This window comes from Aeromonas sp. FDAARGOS 1406, from assembly GCF_019048565.1.
Classification (GTDB): Bacteria; Pseudomonadota; Gammaproteobacteria; order Enterobacterales; family Aeromonadaceae; genus Aeromonas; species Aeromonas caviae.
On the sequence record NZ_CP077378.1, the window covers coordinates 432,655 to 451,424 of the forward strand.

Genomic DNA, 18,770 nt, shown 5'->3' on the forward strand with positions numbered 1-18,770 from the left:
CGAGACATGCCCGGCATTTTTTTATGCAAAAGCATGAAATATTACGCATCAACATTCAAAAATCCTCGGGGAAATATCAGCCATAAACGCATACCCACTCATTTGAATGAATATTGCTGTTTTCCCCTGCAATGGATCACGCCATGCCCCTGTCCGCCTCGCACATTGCCTGGGACGACAATACTCGCCCACCACAAGTCATCCCGCTCAATCACGCGCCGGCGCGCCCAGCGGGAAGTAGTGTCGAAATGGCCTCGCCTCCTCCACCACCCGCACGATGGAGGGATGATTGAGCAGACGGGCGCGATAGGCACGCAGACGGCCATAGCCAGCCGGGATCTCGTGGGCCCAGTCGGCGTAGAAGAGCGAGGGGGCTGCGGCGCAATCGGCCAGCGTAAAGTCTGCGCCGGCAATCCAGTGGCGTCCTTCCAGTCGCTGATCAAGCCAGGGGTAGATCTGATTGAGCAGCTCGCGGGCCTCCACTACGCCATAGCGGTCGCGATCAGCGGCCGGGCGCATTGCATCCAGCACCACTTTTTGCATCGGCGTCATCACATAGTTGTCGAAGACGCGATCCAGCATATGCACCTCCAGACCCGCATCGCCAGGCGGGATCAGGCTGACGGGGCCCGGATGGTGCGCCTGCAGATGGGCGACGATGGTGCTGCTCTCGAGGATGCAGCGACCATCATCCAGCAACATCGGGAAGCGCTTGAGTGGCCAGAGGGCGGCAAGTTCGGCGCTCGCCTCCGGCTCTTCGAGATTCCGGTACTCGAACAGGGTGGTATTCTCGTAGAGAGCGATCAGCACTTTCTGGCTGTAGGAAGAAAAGGGGTGGGCATAGAGTTTCATGGGGATGTTCCTGACGCTCAGAGGGATGACTTCCCTAGTCTAGATCCCCTCTCTATTTTCGATGCGTCCCTATCCCATGCTGGTTTTAGGATGATAAACGCCCATTCATGACGGCAATCAAACTCGTATGACTCTCTTTTAGGTAGGGTGATCCCGCCTGTGGCCGCCAAGCCGGGGCAGCCGACTCATCAGGGTTGATGAGCGGCACCACAACAAAAATTGATGTCAGGCCAAGCTGAACATCATCAAGGATCCCGTCATGAATCAATCATTGCCGCTGTTGACGCCGCTGCGGGACATCGCTGCCCTGATGGTGGTGCTGTTCCACGCCCGCTTGCTGCTCTTTCCCCAGTGGATGGAGTCGATCGCCGGCCACACCCAACTCATCGAGAACGGCTACCTCTGGGTCGATCTCTTCTTTATTTTGAGCGGGCTGGTGCTGGCCCACGTCTACGGGGAGGCTTTCACCCGCTCGCCCCACACCGTGAGTTATGGTCGCTTCCTCTGGCTGCGGCTCACCCGGGTGTATCCCCTCTACCTAGTGACCCTGCTGCTGCTGGTAGGCTGGGAGCTCTACAAGGCCCACCACGGGATTGGCTTCTACGCCGGTCCCCTGTTCAAGATGTGGGAGTGGGAAGGAATGCCTCCGTTCGGCTCACCCTTTACCCCGGCCGAGGCGCTGCCAAGCAGCCTGTTGCTGCTGCAGGTGGTGACCGATCACGGATTGACCTGGAACTTCGCCGCCTGGTCGCTCAGCGTGGAGTGGATTAGCTATCTGCTGTTTCCACTGCTCATTTCCCTCGCCGTCACCCGCAGCCGCTGGAGCAACCTCGCCCCTTTGCTGGCCCTGACGGTGCTGGCCTTTATCGTGCACAGCCGGGGTACCCTGGATGTCACCAGCGGAGCGCTGGCCATCGGGCGCGGGGTGAGTGAATTCGTGCTCGGCCTCTGGCTGCTGCCCAAGGTGAAGGCTGCCCGCCAGTGGCCCATGATGCAGCGGGATCTGCCGCTGCTGCTCGCCTTTTTGCTCCCCTTCGCGCTGATGCAGTTCACCATGACGCCGCAGCTGACCCTGCTGCTGATCAGCGCCTACGTGTTGCTGATCTGGATTGCCGCCTGCCAGGGCGATCGCCAGAGCCCGCTGCTGCGCCTCCTGGACAACCGCTTCACCAACTGGCTGGGGGATCTCTCCTACTCCATCTACCTGCTCCACGCCCTGGTGTTGCTCACCGGCTGCGAGCTTGTCCACTCTCTGGCGCCGGGGCTCACCGCGTGGTGGTACGCCCAGACCAACCCCTTGCTGGGGGTGCTGGCCACCCTGTTGATGCTCGCCGTGCTGATCGGGCTCTCGGCGCTGAGCTACACCCTGCTGGAGCGGCCGCTGCAACGGCGACTGCGCCGGCTAGGCAAGGCTCCCCAACCAGTGATGGAGCAAGCTGGCTAGTTTCCGTCGCCACATGCTGCCCCGATGCAAGACCGGCACGCCGTCGGGGCGGCTCAAAGTGGGACTAGCCTGAGCAAGGCGAAGAGTACGGCTCTTTTTGAACCCGACAATCCCCTGCGCTTTGTGTGAATTACAGTTCGAATCAAGAGGGCCGTCTGTGGCATAATGGCCCGTCCTGTGGTCCTCGGCGGGGCTTCGCCGGCGCATCCTTGCCCTCCTCCCGCCCTGCCTGGCAGCCTGACATCACTGTGTTCACAGGCCGCCAGGGCCACCCTATTTTTGCGCGCACATTTGACGGCGCCGCAGCAGTTATTGGCACACACAAGTCTGCCCACACAAGGGGAAAGCATGTCTTCCATTCGTCTGACCCAATACAGCCACGGCGCTGGCTGTGGCTGCAAAATCTCCCCCAAGGTGCTCGACACCATCTTGAAGAGCCAGATCCCGGGCTTTGACGACCCCACCCTGGTGGTCGGCAACAGCAGCAAGGATGATGCCGCCGTGGTCGACATCGGCAACGGCCAGGGCATCGTCTCTACCACCGACTTCTTCATGCCCATCGTCGACGATCCCTTCACCTTCGGTCGCATCGCCGCCACCAACGCCATCAGCGACATCTACGCCATGGGCGGCAAACCCATCGTCGCCATAGCCATCCTCGGCTGGCCCGTCAACATACTCGCACCTGAAGTGGCCCAGCAGGTGATCGACGGGGGTCGCCAGGTGTGTCACGAGGCGGGCATTTCTCTGGCAGGCGGTCACAGCATCGACGCCCCCGAGCCCATCTTCGGCCTCGCAGTGACCGGTATCGTGCCACTCGACGCCATCAAGCAGAATGACACCGCCCAGGTGGGTGATGTGCTCTATCTTACCAAACCCCTTGGCATCGGCATCCTCACCACCGCCCAGAAGAAGGGCAAGCTCAAGCCCGAGCATGAGCAACTGGCCCCGGATGCCATGTGTACCCTCAACAAGATTGGCCAGCGCTTCGCCGCCTTACCCGGCGTGCACGCCATGACCGACGTGACCGGTTTTGGACTGGCAGGCCACCTGCTGGAGATGTGCGAAGGTTCCGGCGTCAGTGCCCGTCTGGACTTCAAGGCGCTGCCGCTGCTGGACGAGGTGGATTACTACCTGAGTGAGGGCTGCGTACCAGGCGGTACCCTGCGCAACTTCGACTCCTATGGTGACAAGCTGGGCGCCATGGATGATCGCACCCGCAGCATCCTGTGCGACCCGCAGACCAGCGGCGGCCTGCTGGTAGCCGTCGGTAAAGAAAGTGAAGCCGAGCTCCTTGCCATTGCCGCACAGGCAGGGCTGACCCTCTCTCCCATCGGCCAGTTGCAGGCCCGCACCGGCAACCAGTTCATCGAGGTTGTCCAATGAGTACCCTGCCACTGGCCACGGATTACGCCCGGATCTTTCTGGATGAGGTTCCACTCATCGATCTGCGCGCCCCCGTCGAGTTCAAGGAAGGGGCCTTTCCCACCGCCGTCAGCCTGCCGCTGATGACGGACGAGGAGCGTGCCCGGGTCGGTACCTGTTACAAGCAGGAGGGTCAGGCCGCAGCCATCGCCCTGGGCCATCAACTGGTGGGAGGCGCGGTGCGCGACGCGCGCATGGAAGGCTGGCTGGCCAGGTTGCGCCAGCAACCCGACGCCCTGCTCTACTGTTTTCGCGGCGGCCTGCGCTCCCAGACAGTGCAGCAGTGGCTGGCCGAGGCCGGCATCACCCGCCCCCGGGTCGCGGGCGGCTACAAGGCGCTGCGCCACTTTCTCATCGACACCCAGGCGAAGGCCAGTGCAGAGTGCGACTGGACCGTGCTGACCGGCATGACCGGCTCCGGCAAGACCCACATGCTGGCGCACATCACCCAGGCGGTGGATCTGGAAGGGCACGCCCGTCACAGGGGGTCGTCGTTTGGCCAACTGCCGGGTGGGCAACCCGGCAACATCGACTTCGAAAATCGGCTTGCCATCGAGCTGCTTCAGCGTCGCAACCGGGGAGAGTCACAGTTTGTACTGGAAGACGAGAGCCGTCTCATCGGTCGCTGCGCCCTGCCACTCAACCTTTATGAGGCCATGTGCCGGGCTCCCCTGGTGGTGGTGGAGGTGCCGCAGGAGGCACGGGCCGAGCAGATCCGCACCGATTACGTGCAGGATCTCTGGCTGCGCTATCTGGAGTTCCATGGGCCAGATGCAGGCTGGCCGCTGTTTGCCGGCTACCTCACCGACGCCATGGCCAGGCTCAAGCGCCGACTCGGTGACAAGGATTATCGCGAACTCGATGGGCTGTTGCAGGCCGCCCTCAGGGAACAGGCCCAGAGCGGGGACACCCGCGCCCATCTGGTCTGGATCAGACTGCTGCTGACTCGCTACTATGACCCCATGTACCGCTATCAGCTGGACAACAAGCGCGAGCGGATCCTGTTTCGTGGTGCCAAGGAGGCCTGCCTCGCCTTCTTCGCCAAACGCTCCCCCCTTCAGACCCCTCAGGAGAGTCCCACATGTTGAAGTTCGAGGTGATCCCGGTCACCCAGTTCGCCCAGAATTGTTCTCTTATCTGGTGTGACGAGACCCGCCAGGCTGCCCTCGTCGATCCCGGCGGCGAGGCGGACAAGCTGCTGGCCGCCATAGCCAAACGGGGGCTGACCCTCACCCATATCCTGCTGACCCACGGCCATCTGGATCATGTGGGCGCCGCCGCCGAGCTGCGCGAGAGAACCGGTGTCGCCATTACCGGCCCCCACAAGGAGGATGCCTTCTGGCTCGACATGCTGCCCCAGCAGAGTCAGATGTTCGGCTTCTCCCACACACCAGCCTTCACCCCCGATCGCTGGCTTGCACTGGGTGACAAGGTGCAGCTGGGCCGGTGCGAGCTGGATGTCTATTTCTGCCCGGGCCACACTCCGGGCCACATCGTGCTGCTCTGCCAGGCAGAACGCCTCGCCTGGGTGGGAGATGTGCTCTTTGCCGGCAGCATAGGCCGCACCGATTTCCCGCGCGGGGATCACGGGGCGCTGATCAAGTCGATCACCGAGACCCTGCTGCCGCTCGGGGATGAGATCGTCTTTATTCCGGGCCATGGCCCGAGCTCCACCTTTGGTCACGAACGGGCCAGCAATCCCTATCTGACACAGCCCATCTGGTAATCCCCCCGCTCCTCGCGGGCATCCCATTGCGCCTTGAGGCGCAAGATCTCCGGCATGATCTCGAGAAAACGGGAGAGCAGCCGGGGATCGAAGTGCTGGCCGGAGCCATCGCGCATGGTGGCCAGCACCCGGTCCAGGGGCCAGGGCTCTTTGTAGGGGCGACGTACGCTCAGGGCGTCAAAGACGTCGGCGATGGCCACGATCCGCGACGCCTCGGGGATCCCCTCGCCGGTCTCGCCGGCGGGATAGCCGGAGCCGTCCCATTTCTCGTGGTGGTGCAGGGCAATCTCCGCCGCCATGCGAAAGATGGGGGGCATCGGATCGCCTCAGGATCTCGTAACCGATGCGCGGGTGACTTCGCATGATGATCCACTCCTCCTCGGTGAGGGGACCGGGCTTCTTGAGGATGTGGTCAGGGATACCAATCTTGCCCATGTCGTGCATGGGGGCTGCCAGCCCCAGCAGATCCGACTGCTCCGGGCTCCAGCCCGCCGCATCAGCCAGGGCCCGGGCGTAAGCGGCCATGCGCCAGATATGCACCCCGGTGTCGGTGTCGTTGTAGTGGCCCGCCTCGCTCAGCATGACGATGGCGGTGCGATAGCTGCACTCGAGCTGATCGAGGCGCACCAGGGAGAGATGATTGCGCACCCGGGCACGCACCGTGCTCGGACAGACCGGCTTGTAGATATAATCCACTCCGCCCGCCTCGAACCCCTGGCTCTCGCTGTCTGCGTTGTCGCTCGCGGTGATAAAGAGCACCGGGATCCCGGCGTGAGCCGGATCGGCCTTGAGCCGGCGGCACACTTCGTAACCATCCATGTCGGGCATGCGCACGTCCAGCATGATAAGTGCCGGTTCGTGACGCCCCACGGCGGCCAACCCCTCCTCTCCCCCTTTGGCAAAGAAGAGGTTGTATTCCTCCTTGAGGATTTGCCGCAGCAACCCGAGGTTGCTCGGCTCGTCGTCGATGATCAGCACGCGCGGTCGACTCATGGCGCAGGTTCCTCCCGATCCTCCAGATAATCCTCCAGCTTGCGGGTGGCGAACGGGATATCGAACAGCTCCAGGGCTGCGCTTATCTCGCTCACTAGTTCACAAGGAAGGTGACTCCTTGCCTGGCTCAGCGCCGGCTCAATCAGATCCAGATCCTCGCTCACCAGGGCCTGATGCAGGGCGTGCAGGCAGACCTCCCGCGCTTCCCCCTGGGCCAGCGGGGAACTGACCGCGCCCGGCATAGGTATCGATGGAGTGTTGTGCACGCTCCAGGGCCTCGAGGAAGGGTGCGATAAGCTGGCTGGTGTCGCCACCCTGCTCGATGGCCTCGTTCAACTCGGCACTGATACGCGCCACATCGGTGAGTGACAGGCTCCCCGCCCCCCCCTTGAGCTTGTGGGTCAGGCTCGCGGCCGCATCGGTCTCGTGCTGGGCGATATAGTCCGGCAACACGGTACCAACCGTCATGTAGTCATCGCGAAAACGCCGCAGGTATTTAAGATAGACCGAGGCTTCACCCCAGTTGCGCAGTCCGGTATCGATATCGATGCCGGCCACCGGCTCATGGGGGAGTGGCTCGTCGCTCACTGTGAGCGGCAGGACACAGTCCGGCAGATAACGCAGCAAGGTCGCGATAAGCTGCTCCACATCGAGCGGCTTGGCGATGAAGTCGTTCATGCCAGAGGCCAGCGCCGCCTCCCGCTGATCCTTGAATACCCCTGCGGTGAGTGCCAGCACGGGAGTCTCCTCCCGCCCCGGCAGCAGACGCAGGCGACGGGTCGCCTCGTAGCCATCCATCACTGGCATCTGCACATCCATGAGTACCAGATCGATGCGCCGTGCCGGATCTGCCAGGCAGGCCAGGGCTCGCTCCCCATCGATGGCGGTGATCACCTCGGCCCCCTCCCGTTGCAACAAGCGGGTCGCCACCTCCAGGTTGATGTCGCTGTCATCCACCAGCAGTATGTGCACGCCCGGCAGGCGCAGACGGCGCTGGCCACTCTCAAGGGGCTCCACATGCTCGCGCTTCTCGTGGATGAGACGTGCCACCGCGTTGTAGAGACTGGAGCCGGTGACCGGTTTGTGCAGCACCAGATCCACCTGATCCGAGCCGGGGCGGTGCATCAGTTCATCCTGGGAATAGGCGGTCGCCATGATGATGATGGGTGAACGCTCCTGCTGCTCGAAGGCGCGGCGAATGGCCAGGCAGGTCTCGAGCCCGTCCATGCCCGGCATGATCCAGTCGAGCAGGATCACGTCAAAACGCTCCCCCTGGCGCAGCAGATGGTGCAGCGCCTGCTCACCGGACTCCACCACCCGCGACTGCCATCCGAGGGAACCCACCGTCATCGACAGGGCGTCGCGGGTCACCTGATTGTCGTCGGCGATGAGCAGCGAGATGTGCTGCAGGCGCTCGTTCAAGGCCTCGGGCCGCTCCCCCTGCTCCAGCCGGACGCGGAACCAGAATTCGCTCCCCTTGCCAAGCTCGCTGGTGACGCCGATGTCCCCCCCATCAGATTCACCAGGCGGCGACTGATGGTCAGACCAAGCCCGGTGCCCCCGAAGCGGCGACTGGTGGAGGAGTCTGCCTGGGAGAATGCATTGAAAATGTTGGCCTGCTGCTCGGGGGGAATGCCGATCCCGGTGTCGCGCACCCGAAACAGCAAGGTGGCCATGCCGTCTTGCTCTGATTCCAGCACAACCTTGACCTCCACCTCGCCGCGTTCGGTAAACTTGATGGCATTGCCGGTCAGGTTGAGCAGCACCTGCTCGAGGCGCAGGGCGTCCCCAATCAGATGGGAAACCGGCTCGGGGGCACTGCTCACCACCAGTTTGAGGTGCTTCTGGCCAACGCAGGTGGACATGATGGCCGCCACGTGATCGAGCACCTCTTCGAGACTGAATGGCACCCGCTCAAGCTTGAGCCGACCCGACTCAATCTTGGAGAAATCGAGGATGTCGTTGATGATCCCGAGCAGCGCCTGCCCGGCCTGGTGGATTTTGCGCACCAGGGCATGCTGACCATCCTCGAGCCCTCCCTGTTCGAGCAGGTAGGTCAGCCCCATGATGGCGTTCATGGGGGTGCGGATCTCGTGGCTCATGTTGGCGATGAAATCACCTTTGACCTGTGCCAACCTGGCCGCTTCCTGCTGGGCCAGTTGCTCCTTGTGCCTGCTGCGCACCAGTGCAGCCACACCGGCACCAAACAACAGCAGCAGCACGGCGCTGGCGGCCAAGATGATCCCCCAGATATGAGTGCGAATGGCCTGCAGCTCGCTGTGCGGCACCAGGGACGCGGCTTTCCAGATCAGCTGATCATGATTCTGTGCCGGGTACAGGGTGGTCCAGCTCCAGAGTCCGTCGGCAGACTCCATCTGGCCGTTTGATGCGTCCCAGAACGCCTGCCAGGCCTGGGGAGAAGTCTGCTTCAGAGTCAGATCCGGGCGCTCGAGCATGAAGCCCCACTCCCGGGATGGGTCCGGGCTGCGCAGCCAGTATCCGTCCTGGTTGAACAGCATGATGTGATCGGCTGCCTTGCCGCGGTTGTCGGCAAACTCCTTGAGCATACGGGCAGCCTGAACGTTGATTAGCAGCAGACCAAGATCACGTCCCCCAAGGCGCAGACGCTTGGCAATGCGGATCTTGACATCCTCCCCCACCTTAGCGCTTCGCGTCACAGGAGGGGGATCCCCATTACTGGGTGATAGCTGCTCGCGCAGTACCGGGTTCCTGCTTCATCGGGCGGCCTGATTGCACCGCGCCTCCACAGGCTAAAACGGCGTGTCCCGCCGCTAAAATATTGCGAGCGCCATTCACATCGGCGTTCGCCTCATAACCACACGCAGCGCATTTAAACTGGCTTTGCGTCTGGCGGTTATCCTTCGCAGTATGCCCACAACAGGCGCACTGCTGGCTGGTGTAGGCCGGGTTTATCGCCAACACCTGACCACCTCGCCATGCCTGCTTGTATTCGAGCTGGCGGCGCAGCTCAAACCAGCCCTGATCTAATATCGAACGATTCAGCCCTGATTTTGCCCGGACGTTGCGCCCCGGCTGACTGGTCGTGCCCGCTGCTGATTTTGACATGCTGGCAACCTTCAAATCCTCAATGACGATCATCGCGTGGTTTTTGCTGATAGTCGTTGTGACCTTGTGAAGGTAATCGCGGCGGGTGTTGGCGATATGTGAGTGCAGCCGCTGGATCTTGGCTTTTTGTTTCTTCCAGTTGCTGCTGAACTTTACCTTTTTGCTCAACTGGCGTTGGAGCCTTGCCAGCTTGGTCTGATTGGTTTTGAAGCTGTTGACGGGCTCAAACACCGTGCCATCTGACAGGGTTGCGAGCTTGGCGATCCCCGCATCCAGCCCGACCATTGAGCCGGAGGGGTGAATTGGCTCAAGCGTCTCCTGCTCGACCTGAAAGGAGATATACCAGTGCCCGGCTGCTTGGCTGACGGTCGCGTTTTTAATTTTTCCTTCAACTGGCTGGGACTGGCGAAACTTGACCCACGCCAGCCCGGCAGGAAGCTTCACGCGACCTTTTTCAAGGCGGCAATACTTGTCAAAGTTGACGAAGCGGATTGAGTCGCGGTTGTCGCTTTTCTTCTTGAAAACGGGAGCCTTGGCGGCGAGTTTTTTATCAAAGCAGCGCATCCACGCGCCGTGCAAGTCTTTGAGTTTCTGCTGGAGGTTGTCGGTATATGCCTCGGTCAGAAAGGCCATTTCTGGGTCTTTCTTCCAACTGGTGAGCATCCGGTTCAGCTCAAAGGCAGAAGGTAGTTTTTCGCCAGCATCCAGAATGCGCTTTGTCTCTGCCAGCCCGTGATTCCAGACATAACGAGCACAACCGCCCAACTGGCGCAGGCGTTGCGCTTGTTGTTCGGTCGGTTCGAGTCGGAATTTGTAGGCTTTCAGAATTTGCATTTAGCGCTCAGTGTGTAGCATTATTGCCATATCTATTAAGCCCGATTGAGTGACAGAATGCAATTCACTAAAATTAATAAATCACGCCATGCGGCCTACGTTTTGCACGTACATTTGGTGTTTATCACCAAGTATCGAAAGCCGATATTGGGGGATCTGCATCACGCTTCCTTCGGTCAGTGTGCGGCAGAGGTTTGCAGAGATTTTGGTGCGGAACTGAAAGAGTGTGACGGAGAGGCTGATCATGTTCACATGCTGATAGAGTACGCGCCAACGGTGCAGCTATCGGTACTGGTGAACTCGTTAAAGGCGGTCACATCAAGGCGACTGCGTAATGAATTTCTGGACTTGAGAGGTGCTTACAGCAAACCCGTACTCTGGTCACGCTCTTACTTTGCGGGCTCTTGCGGCGGAGCACCGTTGGAGGTGATCAAGCAATACATTCAAAACCAGCGGGGCTGACGCCCCGGCGAAATTCCCCTCCCACCTACGTCGGAGGGAGTCCCCTTTCGCATTTAAGATGGGGTTGAAGGGGCGATCGATCACCCCGTGTTCAACGTTGAGATCGAGCGGCGAGACGTAGACCCGCTCCCAGGGCAGCGCCATGGCATCGCGAAAGTAGTAACGCTCCCCCTTGTTCTGCAACTGGTCGTCCGTCACACGCCACAGATGCTGGCCCTGGCGATCGATGCGCACCCGCTCCATGCCATCCGGGGCAAGCCAACGCACCTGGGCATAGTCGGGATTGCGGTTCAGCAGGATGGTGAACTGGACGGCCAGGGTGTCACGGTCATTGCGAGCCGCCGCTTCGAGCAGGATGGGTTCTTCCGACATGCTGCGCACATGGCGCAGCGGCACCGCCAGCTCGCCGTCAAGGCGGCCGCTGGCAAGCGCCAGGAAGGTGCTCTCATCACTGCGAACGCGATAGAGCTCGCGCTCGATCAGTGCATTGCCCAGCAGATAGCTACCTGCCAGGACAAGCAGCAGAATAGGTGAAAACAGCAGGATATTGCTGTAAAAACAAAGAGGCCACCCGATTGGGTGGCCTCTTCACAGGAAAGTTCGTTGTCGATTAGACGCGAACGAAATCCAGGTGAACCAGCTTGTAGCGAACCGGGTGACGCTGGATAGCCTTCACGTTCACTTTGACTTCTTCACCGTTGATGACCAGGGTCAGCTCGGAGGAGTAGAACTCCGGCTTCTCTTGGGCCAGGATCAGCTTCTTGTGGTCCAGGGTAACGGACACGGCTTCTTTGCCTGCACCGTAAACGATGGCAGGAACCAGGTCAGCATGACGCAGGCGGCGGCTCGCACCTTTCCCCAGGTCAGAACGGACTTCAGCTTGGAATACGAAAGACATAGTGATTATCTCTTTTAAGATGAATGTATGGTGTTGACTGCGACCGGTCAGCACCTCGCAAAACGAGCGCGAATACTAGCACGGGCCCGGAGGGGATACAAGGAAAGAACCCGCGTCACTCCTCTTTGGCCAAGAGGCACTCCACCACGCCTCTCGCCATCCCCTAGCGCCCCTGCTCCAGACGGGCAAACTGCTGCTGTCGCTGGGCCGGGCTCAGGGAATCGAATTGCGCCAGAGTCTGCGCTTTCGGGCAATAGAGGCGCTGCCCGGCCTGTACCTGGATCCCTTTGGCCATCCTGTCACGATTTTCCTGCACCAGCGCCAGCAGATAACTGTAAGTATCCGAGCCGCCGGCCTCCTTTGACTGAAGCTGGCTTGCAATGCGCCACAGGGTTTCTCCCGGCGCCACCTGATGACAAACCCGCGATGCCTCCCCTGCCGCCGTGGCGGAAAGAATCAGGGTCGCCTGCTCAGGGGCAGAATCTGCGGTGGCCATGGGCTGTGCATCTCCCTGTCTTGCCAAGGCCTGTGTGGGGACCAGCCCCCCAAGCCGTGCGAGCAAGGGCTCCCCCAGAGGCATCCGCATCTTCCTCTCCCGGGGCAGGGAGAACTCGGCGACAAAGGCGACAGCGCCCGGGACTTCGAACGAGGGGGCCGAGGAGGCGGCTTGCAGTACTGATTGGTGGGGAGCCATTCCATAGGCCATCTCATCGATGCGCTTCAGCCTGGCCAGGTAAGCCTTGGAGAGCTGGGCCTCCCCTTCGAACAGATCGAAGGGGGGCACCAGCCGGGCAGGAAAGAGGATCTGCCAGCGGCCATTCTTCTTTCTCTGTTCAAGTGGGGGAAACTGATTGCCCCGCCAGGCCGCAAAAATGGGCGGCACGGGGCGCTGCACCGGATAGAACTCCGGGTTGAGCTGCACCCAGGTTTGTTCCGCAATGGGTTGATACCCGCTGATGTTGACCAGTGCCACCCCCAACCAGATCCCCAGCATATGACGGCCTCCCTTCCCTTTGGCGTCTCGTTGCTTTCACACTATGGCTCAGAAAACAGATAGATAGCAGCTTAGCACTGGGCAATGGCGCTCTGCACCCGTTTATCCGAGATAGGGTATGGCGTCCCCAGTTGCTGGGCGAAGAAGGAAACTCGCAGCTCCTCGATCATCCAGCGGATATTGGCCACCTCGGCCGGGATCAGCTGGGATTTGGGGATCTTGGCGAGCAGTGCCTTGTACTCCGACTCCACGCTGTGCACCTTGAGCATGTAGACCCGATCCCGGTTGGGATCGATGGCGAGCTTCTCGAGCCGCCGCTCGATGGCCCGCAGGTAGCGCAGCAAGTCAGGCAGCCGCTGCCAGCCGGTCTCGGTGACAAAGCCCTTGTGAATGAGGTTACCCAACTGCTGCTGGATGTCCGACATGGCAAAGGCGGTGTCGAGCTGCATCTTGCCCTTGAGCCGTTTCTTGATCTCATGGGAGAGGGTCAGCACGGCTTCCACCTGTTTGGCCACCTCCACCACCGCATCGTTGAGCTCGGCGCGGACATACTCCTTGAGCGCCTCGAAACCGGCCTCGTCCCAAGCCATGCCGCCGTGCTGCTCAATCAGCTTGTCGCAGCCGCAGGCGATGCAGTCGTCAATCAGCTCGGCCACCTTGCCAAACGGGTTGAAATAGAGCCCGAGCTTGGCCTTGTTGGGCAACTTCTCCTGCAGATACTTGATGGGAGATGGCACGTTGAGCAGCACCAGCCGGCGTTGGCCTGCCCACATCAGCTGCTGCTGCACCACAGGGCTCTCCACCAGCTGGATGGCGACCGAATCTTTCTCGTCTACCAACGCCGGATAGGCCTTCACCTCGAACCCACCGCGCTTCTGACTGTACTCTTGCGGCAGTTCGCCAAAGCTCCACAGGGTGAGGCCAGACTGCTCGATATCATCGTCCGCCACTTGTGACAGAGTCTCCTGCACCTTGCCGCGCAGCGACTCTTTCAATGCCTCCAGATCCTTGCCTTCCGCCACCTTCTTGTGCTTGTCGTCCACCACACGGAAGGTGAGTTTCAGGTGATCGGGCACCGCAGCCCAATCCCAGGATTCACGGGGCACGGTCACGCCGGTCATGCGGCGCAGCTGACGCTCCATCTCGTCCAACAGCGGCCCCTGCTCGGGGTTGATACTGGCGAGCAACGCATCGGCATAATTGGGGGCCGGCACGAAGTTCTTGCGCATCGGCTTGGGCATCGACTTGATGAGGGCCACCAACAACTCGTGACGCAGCCCGGGGATCAGCCACTCGAACCCCTTCACCTCCACCTGATTCAGGAGCGGCAGCGGGATATGCAGGGTCACGCCATCCGCCGCCTCCCCCGGCTCGAACTGATAGGTCAGCTTGAGCTTGAGGCGCCCCTGCTGCCAGAAGTTGGGGTAGTCGAGATCGCTGATGTGGGCCGCATCCCCCTTCATCAACATCTCTTTCTCGAAGTTGAGCAGCTCGGGATCCTGCTTTTGCGCCTCCTTCCACCACTTGTCGAAGTGGCGGGCGGAAATCACATCTTCCGGCAAACGGGCATCGTAGAAGCGGAACAAGTCCTCATCATCCACCAGAATATCGCGCCGACGGGATTTGTGCTCCAGCGCCTCTACCTCGGCCAGGAGCTTGCGGTTATCGCTGAAGAAACGGTGGCGGGTCTCGAAATCCCCCTCCACCAGGGCGCGGCGGATAAACAGCTCGCGGCACAGCGCCGGATCGATGCGGCTGAAGTTGATGGTGCGCTCGTTGACCAGAGTCAGACCATAGAGGGTCACCTTCTCCTTGGCCATCACGGCACCGTTTTTCTTCGACCAGTGAGGGTCGCTGTGGTGCAGCTTGATGAGGTGACCTGCCAGCGGCTCCACCCACTCCGGTTCAATCTTGGCGTTGATGCGGGCGTAGAGGCGCGAGGTCTCCACCAGCTCGGCGGCCATCACCCACTTGGGCGGCTTTTTGAACAGACCGGAGGCCGGGAAGAGGTGGAAGCGGCCGTTGCGGGCCCCGAGAAACTCGGGCTTTTCCAGATCCTTGTTGCCGATATGGCTCAAAAGACCGGTAAGCAGCGCGCAGTGCACCGTCTTGAAGTCTGCCGGTTCTTGGTTGGCCTTGAAGCCCAGCTCCTTGACCGTCTGACGCAGCTGGAAGTGAATGTCCTGCCACTCGCGTACCCGCAGATAGGAGAGAAACTCCTTCTGGCACATGCGGCGAAACGGGTTGCTGCCAAGAGCATCCTGCTGCTCTTTAAGATAGTTCCAGAGGTTAACAAAAGCGAGGAAGTCGGAATCCTTGTCTTCAAAACGTCTGTGCTGCTCGTCGGCGGCCTGCTTTTTCTCCATGGGCCGCTCGCGGGGATCCTGAATGCTGAGGGCGGCGGTGATCACCATCACCTCGCTCAGGCAACCGGTCTGTGCCGCACTGATCACCATCTTCGCCAGACGCGGATCAAGGGGGATACGCGAGAGCTGGCGACCGGTCTCGGTCAGCTGCAGCTTGGCTTCGCGATCGCCCGTGGCGGGCAGCTCGCGCACCGCCTCCAGCTCTTTCAAGAGGGTCAGACCGTCCTTGATATGGCGCGACTCCGGCGGCTCGACGAACGGGAAAGCCTCCATATTACCAAGGCCGAGCGCCAGCATCTGCAGGATGACGGAGGCCAGGTTGGTGCGCAGGATCTCGGGGTCGGTAAAGGCCGGACGGCTATTGAAATCCTCCTCTGAGTAGAGGCGGATACAGATACCATCCGCCACCCGACCGCAACGCCCTTTACGCTGGTTGGCGCTGGCCTGGGAGACCGGCTCGATGGGCAGGCGCTGCACCTTGGTGCGCCAGGAGTAGCGACTGATGCGGGCCGTACCCGGATCGATGACGTAACGAATGCCCGGCACCGTCAGCGAGGTCTCCGCCACGTTGGTGGCCAGTACGATGCGCCGTCCGGCGTGTGGCTGGAACACCTTGTTCTGCTCGGCGTTGGAGAGGCGGGCGTAGAGCGGCAGCACCTCGGTATCGCGCAGGTTGAGCTTGCGCAGGGCATCGGCGGTATCGCGGATCTCCCGCTCGCCGTTCATGAAGATGAGGATGTCCCCGAGCCCCTCGCGGGCCAGCTCTTCCACCGCATCAAAGATCCCCTGCAGCTCGTCGCGCTCCTCCAGCCCTTCGCTCTTGTCATTGCTTTTTTTATCAACAAACAGTGGGCGGTAACGCACCTCCACCGGATAGGTGCGACCGGAGACCTCGATCACCGGCGCCTTGTTGAAATGACGAGAGAAACGCTGGGGGTCAATGGTGGCCGAGGTGATGATCACCTTGAGATCGGGGCGCTTTGGCAGCAGCTGTTTGAGATAGCCCAGGATGAAGTCGATGTTGAGGCTGCGCTCGTGGGCCTCATCGATGATGATGGTGTCGTACTGGGTCAGCATCCGGTCGTTCTGGATCTCGGCCAGCAGGATACCGTCGGTCATCAGCTTGATGTGGGTCTGCTCACTCACCTGATCGGTAAAGCGCACCTTGTAACCCACGTAGTGGCCAAGCTCGGACTCCATCTCCTCGGCAATACGGGCCGCGACGGTACGGGCCGCCAGACGGCGCGGCTGGGTGTGGCCGATGAAGCCCTTGACCCCACGCCCGAGCGCCAGACAGATCTTGGGGATCTGGGTGGTTTTGCCCGAACCGGTTTCGCCGGCGATGATCACCACTTGATGCTCTTCAATGGCTTTGGCGATCTCCCCTTGCTTCTGGCTGACTGGCAGATTGTCCGGATAGGTGACCTTAGGCACGCCCGCCAGACGGGACTGATAGCGCGTCTGTGCCACATCCAGGTCAGCGGCGATGGTTTCGAGCACGGCAGCCTGCTTGGCTTCCGGCAGCTTCTTGACCCCGTGCAGTCGACTGGAGAGACGGCGGGCGTCGAGATTCATGCAGGCGGTAAGACGGCGGCGCAGCGCCTCGATAGAGAGAGACAAGGTACGAATTCCTTAAAAGAGTGCCCATCAAGGGCCATATCGATAGCTGGGGGAGATCCTAAAGAGCGAGGCTGGGCGGTGCAAGCCTTAAAGCGCCGCGCCAGCACATCAAGCCGGAGGCGTCATGACCGTCACGGATGAAAAGAGCAGGCCGGAGCCTGCTCTTTGAAAACAACCAGACAACACCATTCAGACTCTGGCCTGATGCACGAAACAGGTGCCAAGCTGGGCGTGGATGGCCTGCATCACATTGTGGCGGTTGATGACCCCGAGCAGGCGCCCCTCCTCCACCACAGGATAGATCTTGGGCTTTTGACCCATCATCATCTCCGCCAGATCCAGGATGCTGGTGTCGGGGCCGACTGCCAGCACCTCCTTGCGCATCACATCCCTGACCTGGGCCACCTGTTCACAGTGGTAGGCCTCTTTCAACATGACGGCAATGCAATCCTGCTCGGAGACCCAGCCAATCAGATGTCCCTGGCTGTCCACTACGGGGCCGCCCAACTGATGACTGTTGAGAAATTTTTCCACCGCCGCCTGTACCATCATCTCTGCGCTGAAGATGATGGGCTTGGTCTGCATGTAGTCCTTTGCCTTGAGTGATTCCATGACGCTTTCCCCCAACGAGCCTCCCGAGGGGAGGCAAGAGCCGGGCACTATGTCCAGCTCACTCCAAGCATAGTCCGCGTGGATCAGGAGATGGATTGCAGCAAGAGCAAGAGCTCGTTCTGGCTGTGGCAGCCGGTCTTCTTGAACACCCCTTTCAGGGTGGAGCGCACGGTTTCCACCTTGACACCGCGCAGCTCCGCGATGTCGTTGCTGCTGTAACCCTTGCTCATCAGCACCAGCAGCTCCTTCTCGCCAATGGTGAGGGGATAGAGGCTGGCCAGCGCTTCGATGTCAGGATTGAAGGCGTGCTCGGGGTCACGCAGCACCACTTCCACATAGCGTTCAAAGCGGCTGAGTCCGCTCATCAGGGTGCATTGGACCAGCAGCGGGCGCAGGTTAGGCTGACGGGGAATGGACATATAGGCGCTGGCGCCGGGCAGCAAATAGGCAAAGCCATTGAGGATCTCCTTGAGCTGACGTTGCTGCTCCTTATTCTGCAAAGAGAAAATGCCATTGATGGCCCGCAATTCCACATTTTCATCGGCGATACGGTTGAAGGCCACATTGGAATAATGAATATGCCCCTTGTCGTCTATGATGGCGCTGGGCTTATTATGGTTTTTCACCAGCTGTTGCAACTGATAGTTCTGGGTTTCCAGGGCCAGCAAGTTCCAATAATGGTGGCTCCAGGCCGCCAGTCCGGAATAGATTTCCGAGAGCGAGGTGAGGTCGCGACTGCTGAAATCATCTTGCGCTGCACCACGGTAACTGCACAGGCTGCTCAGCCCACGCCCTTTGACCTGGCAGACGCCGCCGGCGGCGAATTGGGCGCCGAAACTTGCCAGCAGGCCCACCGAGCTTGAAATGCTGTTGGCGCTGACGATCCCCTTGCACCCTTTATCCAGATAATGGTTGAACCACACATCCTGGCGATGATGTTGCAGGTAAAACTGCTGCTGGGCCTCGGTCAGACCGCTGGAAAAAAGCTTTATTCCGTCGCTCTTGTCATCATCCCGCAATAAAAACAGGGATGAACTGCAGGAAACGTCGGCACGAAATTGGTCCACGACAAGCTTAATGTCAGAATCATTAATACCGCACTCGTATAACTGGCTGATATAGGGCGATATCCTTTCTTTCTCTAATGCCTTCACACCCGAACTCCTAATTCTTATTTTTATTGAAGAGGCATCTTACTCTGCAATGGGATAGTCGAAAAGTAGTCAAATGAACAAAGGGTTTATGATTTATTCATAAATAGTCATGAATATAGGCTCATGAATATGACCAGAAAGGGTAAATAGCCGCTCATGTTTTTCCTGGCGCTGGTCGCTTACCTTCCTGTTTTGCCTCTTGATGCCTCACCACCCACTCGCCATCCCGGCCCCTCTTTCCCCCCGAGATCACGCTTTTCAGTCTTGGGGTCATCTGCATCCACACCGATTCACATGTTGCAT

The 18,770-nt window shown here is 60.3% G+C and carries 14 protein-coding genes and 2 pseudogenes; 5 read left to right on the plus strand and 11 right to left on the minus strand.

Annotated elements, in window-relative coordinates:
• Positions 1-207: 207 nt before the first annotated feature.
• Positions 208-852, minus strand: a complete 645-nt coding sequence (locus I6L36_RS02025) for a glutathione S-transferase family protein (protein ID WP_052815086.1) — start codon at positions 850-852, stop codon at positions 208-210.
• A gap of 259 nt (positions 853-1,111) precedes the next feature.
• On the opposite strand from I6L36_RS02025, the gene I6L36_RS02030 reads away from it, so the two are divergent.
• The 4 genes from I6L36_RS02030 to I6L36_RS02045 all read left to right on the plus strand — a co-directional run bounded on the left by I6L36_RS02030 (position 1,112) and on the right by I6L36_RS02045 (position 5,447).
• Positions 1,112-2,296, plus strand: a complete 1,185-nt coding sequence (locus tag I6L36_RS02030) for an acyltransferase (protein WP_109112460.1) — start codon at positions 1,112-1,114, stop codon at positions 2,294-2,296.
• Positions 2,297-2,644: 348 nt separating this feature from the next.
• A complete protein-coding gene (gene selD, locus I6L36_RS02035) occupies positions 2,645-3,682 on the plus strand; it encodes a selenide, water dikinase SelD (protein ID WP_052815084.1) in 1,038 nt (345 codons plus the stop codon).
• Entirely contained in the window at positions 3,679-4,809 is a 1,131-nt protein-coding gene (mnmH, locus tag I6L36_RS02040) for a tRNA 2-selenouridine(34) synthase MnmH (RefSeq protein WP_052815083.1), read from the plus strand. The genes selD and mnmH overlap by 4 nt, the downstream gene beginning before the upstream one ends.
• On the plus strand, positions 4,803-5,447 hold the full coding sequence (locus tag I6L36_RS02045) for an MBL fold metallo-hydrolase (protein WP_052815082.1): 645 nt from the start codon (positions 4,803-4,805) through the stop codon (positions 5,445-5,447). The genes mnmH and I6L36_RS02045 overlap by 7 nt, the downstream gene beginning before the upstream one ends.
• Here I6L36_RS02045 and I6L36_RS21845 read toward each other — a convergent pair.
• The 4 genes and pseudogenes from I6L36_RS21845 to I6L36_RS02060 all read right to left on the minus strand — a co-directional run bounded on the left by I6L36_RS21845 (position 5,423) and on the right by I6L36_RS02060 (position 10,361).
• Positions 5,423-5,734, minus strand: a complete 312-nt coding sequence (locus I6L36_RS21845; RefSeq protein WP_254052382.1) for an HD-GYP domain-containing protein — start codon at positions 5,732-5,734, stop codon at positions 5,423-5,425. The two genes, I6L36_RS02045 and I6L36_RS21845, sit on opposite strands and share 25 nt — an antisense overlap.
• Positions 5,625-6,440 carry a two-component system response regulator gene (locus I6L36_RS02050; RefSeq protein WP_254052380.1) on the minus strand — a complete coding sequence of 272 codons (816 nt, stop codon included), beginning with the start codon at positions 6,438-6,440 and terminating at the stop codon, positions 5,625-5,627. Before I6L36_RS02050 ends, I6L36_RS21845 begins: the two co-directional genes overlap by 110 nt.
• A pseudogene (locus I6L36_RS22225) lies at positions 6,437-9,082 on the minus strand (response regulator); the annotation flags it as partial. The gene I6L36_RS02050 and the pseudogene I6L36_RS22225, both read right to left, overlap by 4 nt.
• Positions 9,083-9,134: 52 nt before the next feature.
• On the minus strand, positions 9,135-10,361 hold the full coding sequence (locus I6L36_RS02060) for an RNA-guided endonuclease TnpB family protein (protein WP_161507927.1): 1,227 nt from the start codon (positions 10,359-10,361) through the stop codon (positions 9,135-9,137).
• Between the two features lie 57 nt (positions 10,362-10,418).
• Between I6L36_RS02060 and tnpA the strand changes: the two genes are divergently transcribed.
• Entirely contained in the window at positions 10,419-10,823 is a 405-nt protein-coding gene (gene tnpA, locus I6L36_RS02065) for an IS200/IS605-like element ISAs26 family transposase (protein WP_010674034.1), read from the plus strand.
• A 54-nt stretch (positions 10,824-10,877) separates the two neighbouring features.
• Here tnpA and I6L36_RS22230 read toward each other — a convergent pair.
• The 6 genes and pseudogenes from I6L36_RS22230 to I6L36_RS02095 form a co-directional block, all read right to left on the minus strand.
• Positions 10,878-11,369 (minus strand): annotated as a pseudogene (locus I6L36_RS22230) (sensor histidine kinase); the annotation flags it as partial.
• A 64-nt stretch (positions 11,370-11,433) separates the two neighbouring features.
• Positions 11,434-11,721, minus strand: coding sequence for a 50S ribosomal protein L25 (rplY, locus tag I6L36_RS02075; RefSeq protein ID WP_010674717.1), 288 nt, complete (start codon positions 11,719-11,721; stop codon positions 11,434-11,436).
• 163 nt (positions 11,722-11,884) lie between these two features.
• Positions 11,885-12,715, minus strand: a complete 831-nt coding sequence (locus I6L36_RS02080) for a LysM peptidoglycan-binding domain-containing protein (RefSeq protein ID WP_052815105.1) — start codon at positions 12,713-12,715, stop codon at positions 11,885-11,887.
• A gap of 71 nt (positions 12,716-12,786) precedes the next feature.
• Positions 12,787-16,701, minus strand: a complete 3,915-nt coding sequence (hrpA, locus tag I6L36_RS02085) for an ATP-dependent RNA helicase HrpA (RefSeq protein WP_049636836.1) — start codon at positions 16,699-16,701, stop codon at positions 12,787-12,789.
• Positions 16,702-16,890: 189 nt separating this feature from the next.
• Positions 16,891-17,313 carry a CBS domain-containing protein gene (locus I6L36_RS02090; RefSeq protein ID WP_043152696.1) on the minus strand — a complete coding sequence of 141 codons (423 nt, stop codon included), beginning with the start codon at positions 17,311-17,313 and terminating at the stop codon, positions 16,891-16,893.
• An 83-nt stretch (positions 17,314-17,396) separates the two neighbouring features.
• Positions 17,397-18,467, minus strand: a complete 1,071-nt coding sequence (locus tag I6L36_RS02095; RefSeq protein WP_043152694.1) for a transcriptional regulator — start codon at positions 18,465-18,467, stop codon at positions 17,397-17,399.
• Positions 18,468-18,770 lie beyond the last annotated feature (303 nt).